The sequence below is a fragment of the Streptomyces sp. BoleA5 genome (assembly GCF_000373665.1).
In the GTDB taxonomy this organism is placed as follows: Bacteria; Actinomycetota; Actinomycetes; order Streptomycetales; family Streptomycetaceae; genus Actinacidiphila.
This window is the reverse complement of sequence record NZ_KB892096.1, coordinates 95,822-110,579: the sequence shown is the minus strand read 5'-3', so window position 1 is coordinate 110,579 and position 14,758 is coordinate 95,822. Positions and strand designations below refer to the sequence as shown.

Below are 14,758 nucleotides of genomic sequence, written 5' to 3'. Positions count from 1 at the left end.
GTCGACACGGGGGAGCCGGTAGCGGTGGAGGACAGAGTGCGCGTGGTCATCGCCGAGGACTCGGTGCTGCTGCGGGAGGGACTGACCCGTCTGCTGACCGACCGCGGGCACGAGGTCGTCGCCGGGGTCGGCGACGCCGAGGCCCTGCTGAAGGTGATCGGCGAGCTCGCCGCCGAGGGCGCGGTGCCCGACGTGGTCGTGGCCGACGTGCGGATGCCGCCGACCCACACCGACGAGGGCGTGCGCGCCGCGGTGCGGCTGCGCCGCGACCATCCGCAGCTGGGCGTGCTGGTGCTGTCGCAGTACGTGGAGGAGCAGTACGCCACCGAGCTGCTGGCGGGCAGTTCCCGCGGGGTCGGGTATCTGCTCAAGGACCGGGTAGCCGATGTGCGGGAGTTCGTCGACGCGGTCGTCCGCGTGGCGGGCGGCGGTACCGCCCTGGACCCGGAGGTGGTGGCGCAGCTGCTGGGGCGCAGCCGCAAGCAGGACGTACTGGCAGGTCTCACCCCGCGGGAGCGCGAGGTGCTGGGACTGATGGCGGAGGGCCGGACGAACTCCGCGATCGCCAAGCAGCTGGTGGTGAGCGACGGCGCCGTCGAGAAGCACGTCAGCAACATCTTCCTCAAACTGGGGCTGGCCCCCAGCGAGGGCGATCACCGGCGTGTCCTGGCCGTGCTCACGTATCTCAATTCCTGATCCTCTGACGTATCGTCAGAGGAGCCCGCGGAGGCACAGAACCGGAGCGGCGCCGGGAGGCGTCCCATATGGAGGAAGCAGGCAGCACGGGCTCCGGGGGGCGGTGACCGTGACCCATCAGGGCACAAAGGGAGCTCAGCGCGGCGCCCACGATGCGGGAAGAACCGGGAAGGCGACCCTTACCCACGTACGATGGCGCGTGGGACACAAGGTCACGGCCCCGGTCGTGAGCCGCCGCCTCGAAGGAGGTCCGATTCAGTGACCAGCCAGGTCAGCAGCCCGACTACCCCCGATCGCCCCGTTCTGGGTGAGCAGCGGAAACCGGCCAAGGAGACCAGGAAGCTCGATCGGGTGGTGATCCGTTTCGCCGGGGACTCCGGCGACGGGATGCAGCTCACGGGAGACCGGTTCACCTCGGAAACGGCGTCGTTCGGCAACGATCTGTCCACCCTGCCGAACTTCCCGGCCGAGATCCGGGCTCCGGCAGGCACCCTGCCGGGCGTCTCGAGCTTCCAGCTGCACTTCGCCGACCACGACATCCTCACCCCGGGGGACGCCCCGAACGTCCTGGTCGCGATGAACCCGGCGGCACTGAAGGCGAACATCGCGGACCTGCCGCGCGGCGCGGAGGTCATCGTCAACACGGACGAGTTCACCTCCCGCGCGATGGGCAAGGTCGGCTACGCGGCCTCGCCGCTGGAGGACGGCTCGCTTTCGGCCTACGCGGTGCACCCGGTGCCGTTGACCACCCTGACGGTCGAGGCGCTCAAGGAATTCCCGCTGACCCGCAAGGAGGCCGAGCGCAGCAAGAACATGTTCGCGCTCGGGCTCCTGTCGTGGATGTACCACCGTCCCACCGAGGGCACCGAGGACTTCCTGCGCAAGAAGTTCGCGAAGAAGCCCGAGCTGGCCGAGGCGAACGTGGCGGCCTTCCGCGCGGGCTGGAACTTCGGCGAGACGACCGAGGACTTCGCGGTCAGCTACGAGGTGGCCCCGGCCGAGGCGGCCTTCCCGGCCGGCACCTACCGCAACATCTCGGGGAACCTGGCGCTGTCGTACGGCCTGGTCACCGCGAGCCGCCAGGCCGACCTGCCGCTCTTCCTGGGCTCGTACCCGATCACCCCGGCCTCGGACATCCTGCACGAGCTGAGCAGGCACAAGAACTTCGGTGTGCGCACCTTCCAGGCCGAGGACGAGATCGCCGGCATCGGCGCCGCGCTCGGCGCGGCCTTCGGCGGCTCGCTGGCCGTCACCACCACCTCCGGTCCGGGCGTCGCGCTGAAGTCCGAGACCATCGGCCTCGCGGTCTCCATGGAGCTGCCGCTGCTGGTCGTCGACATCCAGCGCGGCGGGCCCTCGACGGGCCTGCCGACCAAGACCGAGCAGGCCGACCTGCTGCAGGCGATGTACGGGCGCAACGGCGAGGCGCCGGTCCCGATCGTGGCGCCGTGCACCCCCGGCGACTGCTTCGGGGCCGCGCTGGAGGCGGCCCGCATCGCGCTGACCTACCGCACCCCCGTCCTCCTGCTCTCCGACGGCTACCTCGCCAACGGCTCCGAGCCGTGGCGGGTCCCCGAGCTGGACGAGCTGCCCGACCTTCGGGTGCAGTTCGCGACGACGCCCAACCACGTGGCGGAGGACGGCACCGAGGAGTTCTGGCCGTACCTGCGCGACCCCGAGACCCTGGCGCGCCCCTGGGCGGTGCCGGGCACCCCCGGTCTCGAGCACCGCATCGGCGGCATCGAGAAGCAGGACGGCACCGGGCACATCTCGTACGACCCGGCCAACCACGATCTGATGGTGCGCACCCGGCAGGCCAAGATCGACGGCATCGAGGTGCCCGACGTCGTCGTCGACGACCCGGACGGGCAGGCGAGGACCCTGGTGATCGGCTGGGGCTCGACGTACGGTCCGATCACGGCGGCCGTACGGCGCATCAGGGGCGCAGGGGGCGCGGTCGCGCAGGCACATCTGCGCCATCTGAACCCCTTCCCGAGGAATCTCGGGGAGGTCCTCGGGCGTTACCAGAAAGTAGTGGTCCCGGAGATGAACCTCGGCCAGCTCGCCCATCTGCTGCGGGCGAGGTACCTGGTCGACGCCCGCTCGCACACCCAGGTCACCGGCCTGCCCTTCAAGGCCGAGCAACTCGCTGCCGCCATCCAGGAGGAGAGCGCAGATGTCTGAGGCTCCTGCCGCCGAACACCGCACGCCGGGGCTGCCGGCGCTGTCCCTGGTCCCCAAGGCCGAAGCCAAGCAGTCCATGAAGGACTTCAAGTCGGACCAGGAAGTGCGCTGGTGCCCCGGCTGCGGTGACTACGCGATCCTCGCCGCGGTGCAGGGCTTCATGCCCGAACTGGGCCTGGCCAGGGAGAACATCGTCTTCGTCTCGGGGATCGGCTGCTCCTCCCGCTTCCCGTACTACATGAACACCTACGGGATGCACTCCATCCACGGCCGCGCCCCGGCCATCGCGACCGGGCTCGCCGCCTCGCGGCGCGACCTGTCGGTGTGGGTCGTCACGGGAGACGGCGACGCGCTGTCCATCGGCGGCAACCACCTGATCCACTCGCTGCGGCGCAACGTCAACCTCAAGATCCTGCTCTTCAACAACCGGATCTACGGATTGACCAAGGGGCAGTACAGCCCGACCTCCGAGCTCGGCAAGATCACCAAGTCGACGCCGATGGGCTCGCTGGACGCGCCCTTCAACCCGGTCTCGCTGGCGCTGGGCGCGGAGGCCTCGTTCGTGGCGCGCACCGTCGACTCCGACCGCAAGCACCTCACGAGCGTGCTGCGGGCGGCCGCCGCGCACCCGGGCACGGCCTTCGTGGAGATCTACCAGAACTGCAACATCTTCAACGACGGCGCCTTCGAGGTGCTGAAGGACCGGACCTCGGCGGAGAACGCGGTGATCCGGCTGGAGCACGGCGAGCCGATCCGCTTCGGCGCGGACAACGCCAAGGGCGTCGTGCGCGACCGGGCGACCGGCGATCTGCGGGTCGTCGACGTCGACGCGTCCAACGAGGACGAGGTCCTGGTGCACGACGCGCACGCCGCGACGCCCACGACGGCCTTCGCCCTGTCCAGACTCGCCGACCCCGACACGCTGCACCACACGCCGATCGGCGTGTTCCGCAGCGTCGAACGGCCGGTCTACGACGCGCTGATGTCCGAGCAGCTGGAGCAGGCCGTCGAGCAGCAGGGCAAGGGCGACCTCGCCACCATGCTGGCCGGCAACGACACCTGGACGGTCGTGGGCTGAGCCGCGCCACCCGTCTCAGCCGCCGTACGGGGCCCGGGCCGCACGATCAGGCCCGGGCCTCGTCGTACGTCCGGCGGGCGGCGATCACCTGCCCGGTGCGGTCCTCGCTCCAGCGGGCCAGGGCCCAGACCTGGTCGGCGGCCTCCTTGCCGAGCGGCGTCAGGGAGTACTCGACGCGCGGCGGGATGACGGGGTGCGCCTCGCGGTGCACGAAACCGTCGCGCTCCAGGGTCTGCAGGGTCTGGGCGAGCATCTTCTCGCTGACCCCGCCGACCGTGCGGCGCAGCTCGCTGAAGCGCAGGGTGCCGTCGATCAGTGCGGCCAGCACCAGCACACCCCAGCGGCTGGTGACGTGTTCGAGGATCACGCGTGAGGGGCAGTTGCGCGCGTTCACGTCGGGGGGCGCCTGCAGCAGGCCGGCCGGCTCTTCCCTTACGTCCATGACACTAGCTTACTTCAAAGTGGGTACTTTCTATAAGTTAGTACCAACCCTAGGGTTAGTCCAGTCATCGCCAACGGGGACAACAGGGACTGGAGTGAACCCCTCATGAGCATCGTCGTCACCGGAGCCACCGGACAGCTGGGGCGTCTGGTCGTGGACCGGCTCCTCGCCGGCGTCCCGGCCGGGCAGATCGTGGCCGTCGTACGCGACGCGGACAAGGCCGCGGACCTCGCCGCCCGGGGCGTGGAGCTCCGGGTGGCCGACTACAACGCCCCCGAGACCCTCAAGGGCGCCTTCCGGGCCGGCGACGTGGTGCTGCTGATCTCGGGCAGCGAGGTCGGGCAGCGCGTCGCCCAGCACACCGCCGTGATCGAGGCCGCCAAGGAGGCGGGGGTCGCACGGCTCGCGTACACCGGCGTCCTCGGCGGCCCGTCGGCCGACTTCCTGCTCGCCGCCGAGCACAAGGCCACCGAGCAGGCCCTGCTGGACTCCGGCCTGACCTACACGCTGCTGCGCAACGGCTGGTACACCGAGAACTACACCGCCCAGATCCCCACCCAGCTGGAGCACGGCGTCGCCGGCAGCGCGGGCGAGGGCCGCATCGGCTCCGCGAGCCGCGAGGACTACGCGGACGCCGCCGCGGCCGTGCTGACCGGCGAGGGGCACGAGAACGCGGTGTACGAGCTCAGCGGGGACGAGGCCTGGACGATGGCCGAGTACGCCGCCGAGCTGGCGCACCAGTCCGGCCGGCCGGTCGCCTACACCGACCTGCCCGCCGACGCATTCCTGGCGGTCCTGACCGGCGCCGGGCTGCCCGAGCCGGTGGCCGCGATCTACGTCGACGTGGACGTCGCCGGCATCTCCCGCGGCCTCCTCCAGGGCGGCAGCGGCGACCTCGCCCGGCTGATCGGACGTCCCACCACCCCGCTCGCGGACACGATCGCGGCGGCGCTCAAGGGCTGACCTGAGGCACCCGCCGGGACGGGACCCCGCAGCGGAGGGGATCCGCCCGCGGGGCCCGGCCTGTTCCGCTCCGTCACGGCGCCCTCCCCGCCCGCCACGAGGGTGTCATGACCGTCATGCGATACGCAGATGACGGGAGAACGCCCCGCACGCTACCTTCGAGCGGTCGGCCAGCGCCCCGGGAGGAACGAGTGAACGAGCAGCGTGCCGGTCTGCTGTACGGATTCGCCGCCTACGGGCTCTGGGGGCTCTTCCCCCTCTACTGGCCGCTCCTCGAACCGTCCGGCGCGGGCGAGATCCTGGCCCACCGCATGGTCTGGTCGCTGGCCGTCGTCTCCGTCGTGCTGCTGGTGATGCGCCGCTGGGCCTGGGTCCCCGAGCTCCTGCGGCAGCCTCGGCGGCTCGGGCTGCTGGCCATGGCCGCGGCCGTGATATCCGTGAACTGGGGCCTGTACATCTGGGGTGTCAACAGCGGCCACGTCGTCGAGACCTCGCTGGGCTACTTCATCAACCCGCTCGTCACCATCGCCCTCGGCGTCCTCGTCCTGCACGAGCGCCTGCGGCCCGCGCAGTGGGCGGCCGTGGGCGTCGGCGCCGCCGCCGTCCTGGTGCTGACCCTGGGCTACGGGCGGCTGCCCTGGATCGCGCTCACCCTGGCCTGCTCCTTCGCCACGTACGGCTTCATCAAGAAGAAGGTCGGCATGGGCGGCCTGGAGTCGCTCGCGGCCGAGACCGCGATCCAGTTCCTGCCGGCGCTCGGCTACCTCGTCTTCCTCGGCACCCGCGGGGAGACCACCTTCGCCTCGCACGGGGCCGGTCACGCCTCCCTGCTCGCCGCGTGCGGCGTCGTCACCGCGGTGCCGCTGGTCTGCTTCGGCGCCGCGGCCATCCGCATCCCGCTGAGCATGCTGGGGCTGCTGCAGTACCTCGCGCCGGTCTTCCAGTTCGGCCTCGGACTGCTCTGGTTCCACGAGGAGATGCCGGCGGAGCGCTGGGCGGGCTTCGCCCTCGTCTGGCTCGCCCTGGCCCTGCTGACCTGGGACGCGCTGCGCGCCGCCCGGCGCGGCCGGATCGCGGTGCGCGACGCGGCGGTGGTGCCCGACGAGGCGGCGCCGCGCGGGGCCGTCACCGGCTGAGCGGCGGCGTCCGCGCACCGGCGCGCGCTAGCCTTCCGGCGCCTCGTGGGCGTGGCCGCGGGAGCGGTGGGCGCGGACCTTGTGGCGGTTGCCGCAGTGCTCCATGGAGCACCAGCGGCGCCGGCCGGGGCGTGAGACGTCCACGAAGACCAGTCGGCAGTCGTGGGCGGAGCATTCCCGGACGCGGTCGGCGTACGGGCCGGAGAAGAGCTCCACCGCGTCCCGGGCCACGGCCGCCAGGACCTGGGTGCCGGTGACCGGGGTGCGCCAGGTGCGGCCCCCGTCTGGGGCGAGACGCAGCGCCGGGGGCCGCCAGGCGGCCGCCTCGTTGAGGACGACGAGGTCCGGGGCGGGCAGCGGTTGGCCGTGGACGCGGGCGACGGCGATGTGCCAGAGGGCGTCGCGCAGATAGCGGGCCACGGCGACGTCCTCCGGGGAGACGGCGAGGGCGCCGGCGTCGGGGCGCAGCCGGGACGACGCCGCCCAGCGGGCCAGGTCGGCGGGCTCGTGGAGGACTTCGTGGCGGGCGTACGCGCCGGGGCCTCCGGTGGGCAGCAGTTCCAGGCCGAGTGCTCCCGGGTCGAAGCGGTAGGCAACTCCTTCGGATGAATGGAGGACCAGACCGATTGCGGGCTCCGTCATGTAACCAATATAACTGGTTACACACCGGCCGAGAGTCGGCGGGGACGCGAACGAGGGGCACGTCATGGCAGTTCACTGGAAACTCGTGATCGATGCGGCGGATCCGCACCGGCAGGCCGCCTTCTGGGCGGAGGCCCTGGAGTACACGCTCGAGGACCACAGCGTGCTGATCGAAAAGTTGCTGGGGTTCGGCGCCGTCACGGAGGACCTCCTGACGGAGGCGGCCGGCCGCAGGGCCTGGCGGGACCTGGCGGCCGTTCGACACCCCGAGGACCCGTACGACGAGGAGAAGGGCTCGGGACTGGGACGGCGCATCCTCTTCCAGCGGGTGCCAGAGACCAAGACGGCGAAGAACCGGCTGCACATCGACCTCCACCCGGGCGGCGGACGACTGGAGGAGGAGGTGGCCCGGCTGGAATCGCTCGGCGCGAAGGTGCTGCGGCGGATAGCGGAGCCCTCCGGCACCTGGGTCACCATGGCCGACCCGGAGGGGAACGAGTTCGACGTCGAGTAGCCCTACCGCGCTCGCCTTGACGCCGGTGGCGGCGCGATGAAAACATCTCCATGCATACGCAATTATTGCATACGCAAGGAGATGCCGGGGTGTCGGATTCAGAGCGGTCGTTCCTCTTCCTGGTGGGAAGCAGCCGCGCCGACGGCAACACCGAGACGTTGGCGCGCCGCGCCGCCGAGCAGCTTCCGCCGACGACGGACCGGCGCTGGCTGCGGCTGGGGGATCTGGCGCTGCCGCTCTTCGAGGACCGCCGGCACGAGGGCGAGGGGCCCCGTCCGGCGTCGTCGGGGCTCGCCGAGAGGCTCCTGGAGGCCACCTTGGCGGCCACCGACATCGTGGTGGTCTCACCGCTGGACTGGTACAGCGTCTCGACCGCCACCAAGCTCTACCTGGACCTCTGGTCCGGCTGGATGCGGGTGCCGGGGCTGGACTTCCTGGAGCGGATGCGGGGCAAGACCCTGTGGTCGGTGACCGTGCACGGCGGCCAGGACCCGGCGACGGCGGCCCCGCTGGTGGGGACCCTGCGCCACACGGCCGACTACGCCGGTATGCGCTGGGGCGGGGCGCTGCTGGGCTACGGCAGCGGGCCTGGCGACGTCCTGCGGGACACGGCGGCACTGGGCCGGGCGAAGGCCTTCTTCAGCTGACCGGCGGGGGTCACGCCAGGATGTCGCGGGTGGTGAAGCGGGCCCAGGCCGCGGAGCCGAACACGGCGACGTAGAGGGCCTGGAGCTGGAAGTTGCTGCGCATCTCGTCCCAGTAGACGGGGTCGCGGACCAGGTCGGCGAAGCTCAGCCAGTAGTGGGGGAAGAGGTAGGGCTGCACGGCGTGCAGTTGGGGAATGGTGTCGACGATCTGCACGGTGATCAGCAGCCCCACGGTGGTCGCCATGGCGGCGATGCCGCTGTTGGTGAGCGTGGAGATGAACAGGCCCAGCGCGGCGATGCCGGTGAGCGAGGCCGCCACGACCAGGGCGACCAGCAGGGCGCGCAGCAGTCCCTCGGAGAAGGGGACGGTCGTACCCGACAGCAGGGTGACGTCCCCGAGCGGGAAGAGCAACGCGCCGGTCACCAGGGCCGAGACGGCCACCACGAGGGTGCCGATCAGGCAGAAGACCAGGACGGAGGCGTATTTGGAGACCAGCAGACGGGTGCGCCCGGCCGGGGCCACCAGCAGATAGCGCAGGGTGCCCGCGTTGGCCTCGCCGGCGACGGCGTCGCCGGCCACGACGCCGATCGCCATGGGGAGGAAGAACGGCAGCGTCGCGGCGAGCGAGGCGAAGACCAGGAAGAGACCGTTGTTGGTGATCAGCGCGACGAAGGCCGGGCCGCCCCCACCGCCGCCACCGGCCGAGCCGCCGTCACCGGTCTCGATCCGCACCGCGATCCCGATGAGCACCGGGACCCCGGCCAGGACGGCCAGCAGGGCGAGGGTGCGCCAGCGGCGCAGCACGGTCACCAGTTCGCTGCGGAACAGCCCCAGCGAGCGGATCGGCCACAGCGACCTGGTCAGGGTGTCAGCCTGCGACATCGAAGCCCTCTCCGGTCAGCGCGACGAACGCGTCCTCCAGTGACGCCCGTTCGACGCCGAAGCCGCGGACGCGGACTCCGGCGGCGACCAGTGCGGCGTTGAGGTCGGCGAGTTCGGGAAGCGCCGCGGGGTCTTGCGGCAGCTCTCCGGTGACCCGGTCGCCGTCGGCGGCCAGACCGGTGACCCCCTGCTCCTTCAGCACCCGTACCGCCTCGGCGGGGTCGGGTGTGGTGACCACCAGGCGCCCGGCGGAGGACAACGCCTCCACCGGGCCCTGGGTGATCAGCCTGCCGCGGGACATCACCGCGGCGTGGGTGCAGACCTGTTCGATCTCGTCCAGGAGGTGGGAGGAGAGGAAGACCGTGGTGCCGTCCGCCGCCAGCTCCCGGACCAGCGAGCGGATCTCCCGCATGCCCTGTGGGTCCAGGCCGTTGGTGGGCTCGTCCAGCACCAGCAGCTCGCGTGGGCGCAGCAGCGCGGCCGCCAGACCGAGCCGCTGCTTCATGCCGAGCGAGTAGGCGCGCGCCTTCTTGCCCGCGGCGGCGGCCAGGCCCACCCTCTCCAGCGCCGTGTCGACCCGTGCCCCGCGGGTGCGGGGCTCGGCGGTCGGGTCGGCCGCGTCGAAGCGCAGCAGGTTGTCACGGCCGGAGAGGAAGCCGTAGAGGGCCGGGCCCTCGATCAGCGCGCCCACGCGCGGCAGGACGCTGCGCACCGCGCGCGGCATGGGCTCGCCGAGCACCCGTGCCGTGCCGGAGGTCGGGGCGATGAGCCCCATGAGCATGCGGATCGTCGTCGTCTTCCCGGAGCCGTTGGGCCCCAGGAAGCCGAAGACGCTGCCGCGGGGGACGGCCAGGTCAAGGCCGTCGACGGCGAGCTGTCCACCGCGGTACCGCTTGGTGAGCCCGCTCGTGGAGATCGCGTGCTCACCGGTCGCGTGCTCACCGCTCACGTGCTCACCGGTCGCGTGCTCACCGGTCTGCGCGGACGGCTCCCCCATCGGCGCTCCTTCGCTCGGTGACGTGTCCTGCTCCGCGCCTTACCGTGCGGCCGCGTCCGCGGCCTTGATCAGGGCGTCCTGGGTCACGGTGCCCACGTAGACCTTGCCGCTGTCGGTGACCAGGGCGTTCACCAGGCGGGTGCTGACCACCGTGCCGGTGCCGAAGTCGCCCTTGACCTCCTTGCCGAAGGTGCCGAGCAGCCCCTGACCGCCGAGACCGGGCGCCTTGCCGCCGCCCTCGGACGGGGACGCGTTCAGCGCCTCCGGGGGCAGCTTCAGCTCGGCGATCGAGTCCCAGCCCTTGCCGAGGACGTCAAGGCCTTCCAGAGCGTCCGGGCCGCCGAGGTCACCGAACTCCTCGCGCGCCCCGCGGGCCTCCCGCCCGGTCTTCGCCTCCGCCTTCTCGCCGGCCTTCTCCGTCGTCACCTCGGCGCCCTTGGGCGGGGTGAAGTCGAAGGTCGAGGCGGCGGGCCGGGAGAAGTCGACCTTGGTGAAGGCGACGTCGACGATGGCCTTGCCGCCGCCCCTCGGGGCGAGGGTGAACTTCAGCGGCACACCGGTGGCGGCGTCGACGCCGATCCGGATCGACCCGACGGTGGAGTCCGTGGCCTTGGGCGTGACCACCAGCTGGTAGGCGTCGCGCCCGGCGATGCGCGCGGTGCCGTCCACCGTGACGGTGGAGCTGTCGTCCGCCGCGTCGAGGATCTTCTTCGCGGCCTCCTGCGGGGTGGCCGGCCAGCCCTCGGGCGCTACGTGCCCGCTCTCGGCCCCGTCCTTGCCCTGAGCCTCCTGCGGGAGGCCGGTCAGGTGGTAGGCCTGGTTGCTGCCGCTGTCGTAGGCCCAGACCTCGTCGCCGTTGTGGATGAGGCTGTACTCCGCGGCGTTCCGCACGATCGACACCTTCTGCCGCTGCGGGCCGTCGGCCGCGACGCGCAGGGTGTGGGAGCCGGCCAGCAGCTCGGTCAGCTGCTCCTTCGGGTCGGCCGAGGAGTCACCACGGCCGCCCGCACCGCCGCCGAACGGCCCGCCGGAGCCCGTGGCGCCGGTCAGCAGGGCCGGCAGGCCGAAGTCCGTGCTGATGCGGACCGAGCCGGAGACCGTCTCGGTGTCCGAGGCCGCGACCTTCGAGATCAGCTCCTCGGCCGTGATCTTGGGCAGATCGGGGCTGCCCACGCTCGCGAGCGCCGGTACGAGGCCGATGGTCGCCGCGGCGACCCCCGCGGCCGCCACCGGGACCGCGTAACGTATCGCCTTGGCCCGCCGCCGGGGCTCCCGGTCGTCGTCCATGGGCTGGATGGGTGCCATTACGTCCCTACCTCCGTTGTCAACGGCGGGTTCCCGTGTCAGCGTCGCAATCGTCCACCTCGGGCCATTGTCACCCGATCCGCCGTGTGGTGGTGCCTCTTATCCCATCAACACGGCCCCTCGGGCGCATCGCCCGACGGGATCAACTCGGCGTACGCCTCTGGGATGACGTCCCCTGACGCCGGCTCAGGGCAGAAGGCGTCCCGCACCCCCGTGGCCGCACAGGTCAGACGGACCGCGCGGGCCGCAGAGGCGGCGTGGGCGCCGGGGACGCGGCCCTGGCCCTGGGCTAGCCCGCGCGGTGCACCACGGCGTCGCAGAGGCCCTCCAGGGCCTGCTTGGCGGCGCAGTCGGGCAGCGGTGCCAGCAGGGCCCGCGCCTCGTCCGCGTAGCGCACGGTGTCGCGCCGGGCCTGAGCCAGCGCCGGGTGGGCGCGCAGCAGCGCCAGAGCCTCGGCGTGCCTCCGGTCGTCCGTCAGGTCGCCGTCCAGCAGTTCGCACAGCCGCCGGTCGTCCGCGGAGGCGAAGCCGCCCGCCTTGTCCACGGCCGTACGCAGGTGCAGCACCGGCAGGGTCGGCACGCCCTCCCGCAGGTCCGTGCCCGGGGTCTTGCCGGACTCGTGCGAGTCGCTGGCGATGTCCAGCACGTCGTCGGCGAGCTGGAAGGCCGTACCGATGCGCTCCCCGTACTGGGTGACGATGTCGACGACGCTCTCCTCGGCGCCCGACATCATCGCGCCGAAGCGGCACGAGACGGCGATCAGCGAGCTCGTCTTGCCGGCGATGACTTCCAGGTAGTGGTCGATCGGGTCGCGCCCGTCGCGCGGGCCGACGGTCTCCAGGATCTGCCCGGTGACCAGCCGCTCGAAGGCCTCGGCCTGGATGCGTACGGCCTCCGGCCCGAGGTCGGCCAGTATGTGCGAGGCCTTGGAGAAGAGGAAGTCGCCGGTCAGCACGGCCACCGAGTTGTCCCAGCGGGCGTTGGCGCTCGGCACGCCGCGCCGCACCTCGGCCTCGTCCATGACGTCGTCGTGGTACAGCGTGGCCAGGTGCGTCAGCTCCACCACCACGGCCGACGGCACGATGCCGGGCGCGTGCGGATCGCCGAACTGGGCTGCCAGCAGCACCAGCAGGGGACGGAACCGCTTCCCGCCCGCGTGCACGAGGTGCCGGGCCGCCTCCGTGATGAACCGCACATCGCTCTTGGTGGCCTCCATGAGGCCTTCCTCGACGGCGGACAGCCCGGCCCGGATCCCGGACTCGAGGTCCTCATCCATTACGCTCAGCCCGAAGGGCCCGACGACGGTCGTCACCTGGGATTCTCCTGTCGCTGAGATCGCTTCTGCGGCTTACGGCGTGGCGCTGTACTACACCGGCAGCGTAACCGGTCGCCTCTCGATCACTGCGAGGGCATGGCCCCCTCGGGCCACTACGCCCGGTTTTGCCCGCGTGCGCGGCCGGACTTTCCCGGCACGCAACCGGCCCGAGCCCGGCCCACGCCGGCTTTCCGCCCGTCCTCGGGGACCACCGCCGCCCCGCACGTCCCCTGACGAGGCACCGCGGCCGCCTCCGCGAGGAACCCGCGCCCTTGTCACTCCTTCCCCGAGAGCCGCCCCCCATGCCCGACCGCCGCGGGCCCCCGGCGCGCACGGCGAACGGCGCGGCCCCCGCCAAGTGCGGGGCGCCGCGCCGTGGATGGCCGTGCGCCGGAACGCGCCGGAACGCGCCGGAACGCGCCTAGCGCCCGTACGCCTTCGCCACCGCCGCCGCCAGTCGCGGCGAGGCCCACTCCGTACCGCACACGAAGCGCAGCACCGGCCCGAAGGTGGCCGCGGCGGGCAGACCGGTGAAGTACATCCCCGGGACGGAGGAACCGAAGTCGGCACCCGGCCGGGGTGAGCCGCCGGTACGGGCCAGTTCGGCGCGCAGCTCGGGGCCGAGGAATTCCAGCGCCTCCAGGTCGACGCGGTAGCCGGTGGCGGCCATCACGTGGTCGGCGCGGAACTCGGCCGCGCGGCCACCGGGCGCGGCGGTGGACAGCACGACCTTGCCGTCCTCGTCCAGGCGGGCGCTGCGCAGCGTGTGGCCCTCGCTTACGGCGACCTTGCCCTCGAAGCGCTCACGCAGCCACCAGGCGCCCAGCGGGCCCAGTACGCGGCGTACGAGGTAGAGCCGCAGGGGCGCGGGCAGGCCGCGGAAGTACCCGGCGTGGTGGCTGAAGGCGTACAGGGACCAGGCCCGCCCGAAGGGCGACTCGGGCCGCGGGCGCGGCTGCCGGTCCGGCGGGGCTCCGAAGCCCACGGCGCGCCGTCCGCGGGCCAGCAGCCGTACGGTGGCGCCCGCCTCGGCGAGCAGCGCCGCGCCCTCCAGGGCCGACTCCCCTGCGCCGACGACCACCACCTCGCTCGCGCGGCAGGTACTCCTGCAGGATCACGCCGGGCCTCGGTCCCCAGCCGCGGGCCAGGGCCAGCAGCTCCTCCGCGTCGTCGATACGGGTGGTGCCGGGCACGGCGGGTGTGCGGCGCCGCTCGAAGGCCTCCCGGTTCTTGGCGACGACCGGGAAGCGGGCGTCCGCCGCGAACTTCTCGACCTCCTCAGGCGAGTCGGGGAAGGCCGCCCGCGGGGTCGGCACCCCGTGCCGGACGCACAGCTCGTGCAGGCCCTGCTTGCTGGCCAGGCGCCGGGACAGCCCGGGGTCGTCGGTGCGCGGGGAGAGGAAGAGGCCCTCCAGTTCGGCGGCGTGCTCGGCGATGAGCACGGCCGCCTCCTCGTCGGTCGGGATGAGGACCGTGGGGCGCCCGATCCGGTGGCCTATCCGGCGCAGCCCCTCGACCAGGCGCTCCGCGGGCTCCAGTCCGGTGGCCGGCCAGACGAAGCGACCGCGCAGGTAGCGGGAGGCCGCGGCGGGTGTGTGCCGGTCCTCGGTGACGGCGTACATGGGGACCCCGAGCCTCCCCAGACTGCGGATCGCCCCCACACCGCCATGGTGCAGCGGATAGTTTCCGATCTTCACGATCAGCCCCGGCACGGCAGGGTCGACCGCGAACGCGGACTTCACCACGCATTCCCCCCAGTGGTCACGGTATTGATCGGCCCCTCCCGACCGCGACCAGAGAGGAAGCTAAGCCCGAATTGACCGGCACCGCAAGACTTTTTCGGACATTGCGAACTCTTTGGATAATCGAGAAGAGCTGTTCACCATGGCATCAAGTGACCGAATTCATCGGGGTGTCGCAGGCGAGCGCAGGTCAGAAAGACGCTACGGAAACCGG

General features: G+C 72.1%; 13 protein-coding genes and 2 pseudogenes. 7 read left to right on the top strand and 8 right to left on the bottom strand.

Annotated elements, in window-relative coordinates:
• Positions 1-36: 36 nt before the first annotated feature.
• The 3 genes from B085_RS0112015 to B085_RS0112005 all read left to right on the top strand — a co-directional run bounded on the left by B085_RS0112015 (position 37) and on the right by B085_RS0112005 (position 3,958).
• The gene (locus B085_RS0112015; protein ID WP_026250958.1) at positions 37-696 is read left to right on the top strand and encodes a response regulator transcription factor; all 660 of its coding nucleotides are present in this window, start codon (positions 37-39) and stop codon (positions 694-696) included.
• 258 nt (positions 697-954) lie between these two features.
• Positions 955-2,880: a 2-oxoacid:acceptor oxidoreductase subunit alpha gene (locus B085_RS0112010; protein ID WP_026250957.1), complete on the top strand. Its 1,926-nt coding sequence runs from the start codon at positions 955-957 to the stop codon at positions 2,878-2,880.
• Positions 2,873-3,958 carry a 2-oxoacid:ferredoxin oxidoreductase subunit beta gene (locus B085_RS0112005; protein ID WP_018558816.1) on the top strand — a complete coding sequence of 362 codons (1,086 nt, stop codon included), beginning with the start codon at positions 2,873-2,875 and terminating at the stop codon, positions 3,956-3,958. Before B085_RS0112010 ends, B085_RS0112005 begins: the two co-directional genes overlap by 8 nt.
• Positions 3,959-4,004: 46 nt before the next feature.
• Here the strand turns inward: B085_RS0112005 and B085_RS0112000 are convergent, their stop codons facing one another.
• Positions 4,005-4,400 carry a winged helix-turn-helix transcriptional regulator gene (locus B085_RS0112000; RefSeq protein WP_018558815.1) on the bottom strand — a complete coding sequence of 132 codons (396 nt, stop codon included), beginning with the start codon at positions 4,398-4,400 and terminating at the stop codon, positions 4,005-4,007.
• 105 nt (positions 4,401-4,505) lie between these two features.
• Here B085_RS0112000 and B085_RS0111995 point away from each other — a divergent pair, with 105 nt between their 5' ends.
• Both B085_RS0111995 and rarD read left to right on the top strand, forming a co-directional pair.
• Positions 4,506-5,363, top strand: coding sequence for an SDR family oxidoreductase (locus tag B085_RS0111995; protein WP_018558814.1), 858 nt, complete (start codon positions 4,506-4,508; stop codon positions 5,361-5,363).
• Between the two features lie 191 nt (positions 5,364-5,554).
• A complete protein-coding gene (gene rarD / locus B085_RS42155) occupies positions 5,555-6,499 on the top strand; it encodes an EamA family transporter RarD (RefSeq protein WP_018558813.1) in 945 nt (314 codons plus the stop codon).
• 27 nt (positions 6,500-6,526) lie between these two features.
• Here the strand turns inward: rarD and B085_RS0111985 are convergent, their stop codons facing one another.
• The gene (locus B085_RS0111985) at positions 6,527-7,141 is read right to left on the bottom strand and encodes a CGNR zinc finger domain-containing protein (RefSeq protein WP_018558812.1); all 615 of its coding nucleotides are present in this window, start codon (positions 7,139-7,141) and stop codon (positions 6,527-6,529) included.
• 64 nt (positions 7,142-7,205) lie between these two features.
• Here B085_RS0111985 and B085_RS0111980 point away from each other — a divergent pair, with 64 nt between their 5' ends.
• Entirely contained in the window at positions 7,206-7,655 is a 450-nt protein-coding gene (locus B085_RS0111980; RefSeq protein ID WP_026250955.1) for a VOC family protein, read from the top strand.
• An 89-nt stretch (positions 7,656-7,744) separates the two neighbouring features.
• Positions 7,745-8,302: a flavodoxin family protein gene (locus B085_RS0111975; protein WP_018558810.1), complete on the top strand. Its 558-nt coding sequence runs from the start codon at positions 7,745-7,747 to the stop codon at positions 8,300-8,302.
• A gap of 10 nt (positions 8,303-8,312) precedes the next feature.
• On the opposite strand, the gene B085_RS0111970 is transcribed toward B085_RS0111975, so the two are convergent.
• From B085_RS0111970 to B085_RS50675, 6 genes and pseudogenes are all read right to left on the bottom strand, one after another.
• Complete coding sequence (locus B085_RS0111970) at positions 8,313-9,185, bottom strand: ABC transporter permease (RefSeq protein WP_018558809.1); 873 nt, start codon at positions 9,183-9,185, stop codon at positions 8,313-8,315.
• Positions 9,172-10,182, bottom strand: coding sequence for an ABC transporter ATP-binding protein (locus B085_RS0111965; protein WP_018558808.1), 1,011 nt, complete (start codon positions 10,180-10,182; stop codon positions 9,172-9,174). Before B085_RS0111965 ends, B085_RS0111970 begins: the two co-directional genes overlap by 14 nt.
• A gap of 39 nt (positions 10,183-10,221) precedes the next feature.
• The gene (locus tag B085_RS0111960) at positions 10,222-11,487 is read right to left on the bottom strand and encodes a LolA family protein (RefSeq protein ID WP_018558807.1); all 1,266 of its coding nucleotides are present in this window, start codon (positions 11,485-11,487) and stop codon (positions 10,222-10,224) included.
• A 289-nt stretch (positions 11,488-11,776) separates the two neighbouring features.
• The gene (locus tag B085_RS0111955; RefSeq protein ID WP_037731593.1) at positions 11,777-12,763 is read right to left on the bottom strand and encodes a polyprenyl synthetase family protein; all 987 of its coding nucleotides are present in this window, start codon (positions 12,761-12,763) and stop codon (positions 11,777-11,779) included.
• Positions 12,764-13,223: 460 nt separating this feature from the next.
• Positions 13,224-13,889, bottom strand: a pseudogene (locus tag B085_RS42150) (NAD(P)/FAD-dependent oxidoreductase); the annotation flags it as partial.
• A 1-nt stretch (position 13,890) separates the two neighbouring features.
• Positions 13,891-14,547 (bottom strand): annotated as a pseudogene (locus B085_RS50675) (ATP-grasp domain-containing protein); the annotation flags it as partial.
• Positions 14,548-14,758 lie beyond the last annotated feature (211 nt).

Coding starts and splice junctions, on each gene's coding strand:
- B085_RS0111970 (WP_018558809.1), bottom strand. CDS start 9,185: ATGTCGCAGGCTGACACCCTGACCAGGTCGCTGTGGCCGATCCGCTCG.
- B085_RS0111960 (WP_018558807.1), bottom strand. CDS start 11,487: ATGGCACCCATCCAGCCCATGGACGACGACCGGGAGCCCCGGCGGCGG.
- B085_RS0111965 (WP_018558808.1), bottom strand. CDS start 10,182: ATGGGGGAGCCGTCCGCGCAGACCGGTGAGCACGCGACCGGTGAGCAC.
- B085_RS0111995 (WP_018558814.1), top strand. CDS start 4,506: ATGAGCATCGTCGTCACCGGAGCCACCGGACAGCTGGGGCGTCTGGTC.
- B085_RS0112000 (WP_018558815.1), bottom strand. CDS start 4,400: ATGGACGTAAGGGAAGAGCCGGCCGGCCTGCTGCAGGCGCCCCCCGAC.
- B085_RS0111985 (WP_018558812.1), bottom strand. CDS start 7,141: ATGACGGAGCCCGCAATCGGTCTGGTCCTCCATTCATCCGAAGGAGTT.
- B085_RS0112005 (WP_018558816.1), top strand. CDS start 2,873: ATGTCTGAGGCTCCTGCCGCCGAACACCGCACGCCGGGGCTGCCGGCG.
- B085_RS0111955 (WP_037731593.1), bottom strand. CDS start 12,763: ATGGATGAGGACCTCGAGTCCGGGATCCGGGCCGGGCTGTCCGCCGTC.
- B085_RS0111980 (WP_026250955.1), top strand. CDS start 7,206: ATGGCAGTTCACTGGAAACTCGTGATCGATGCGGCGGATCCGCACCGG.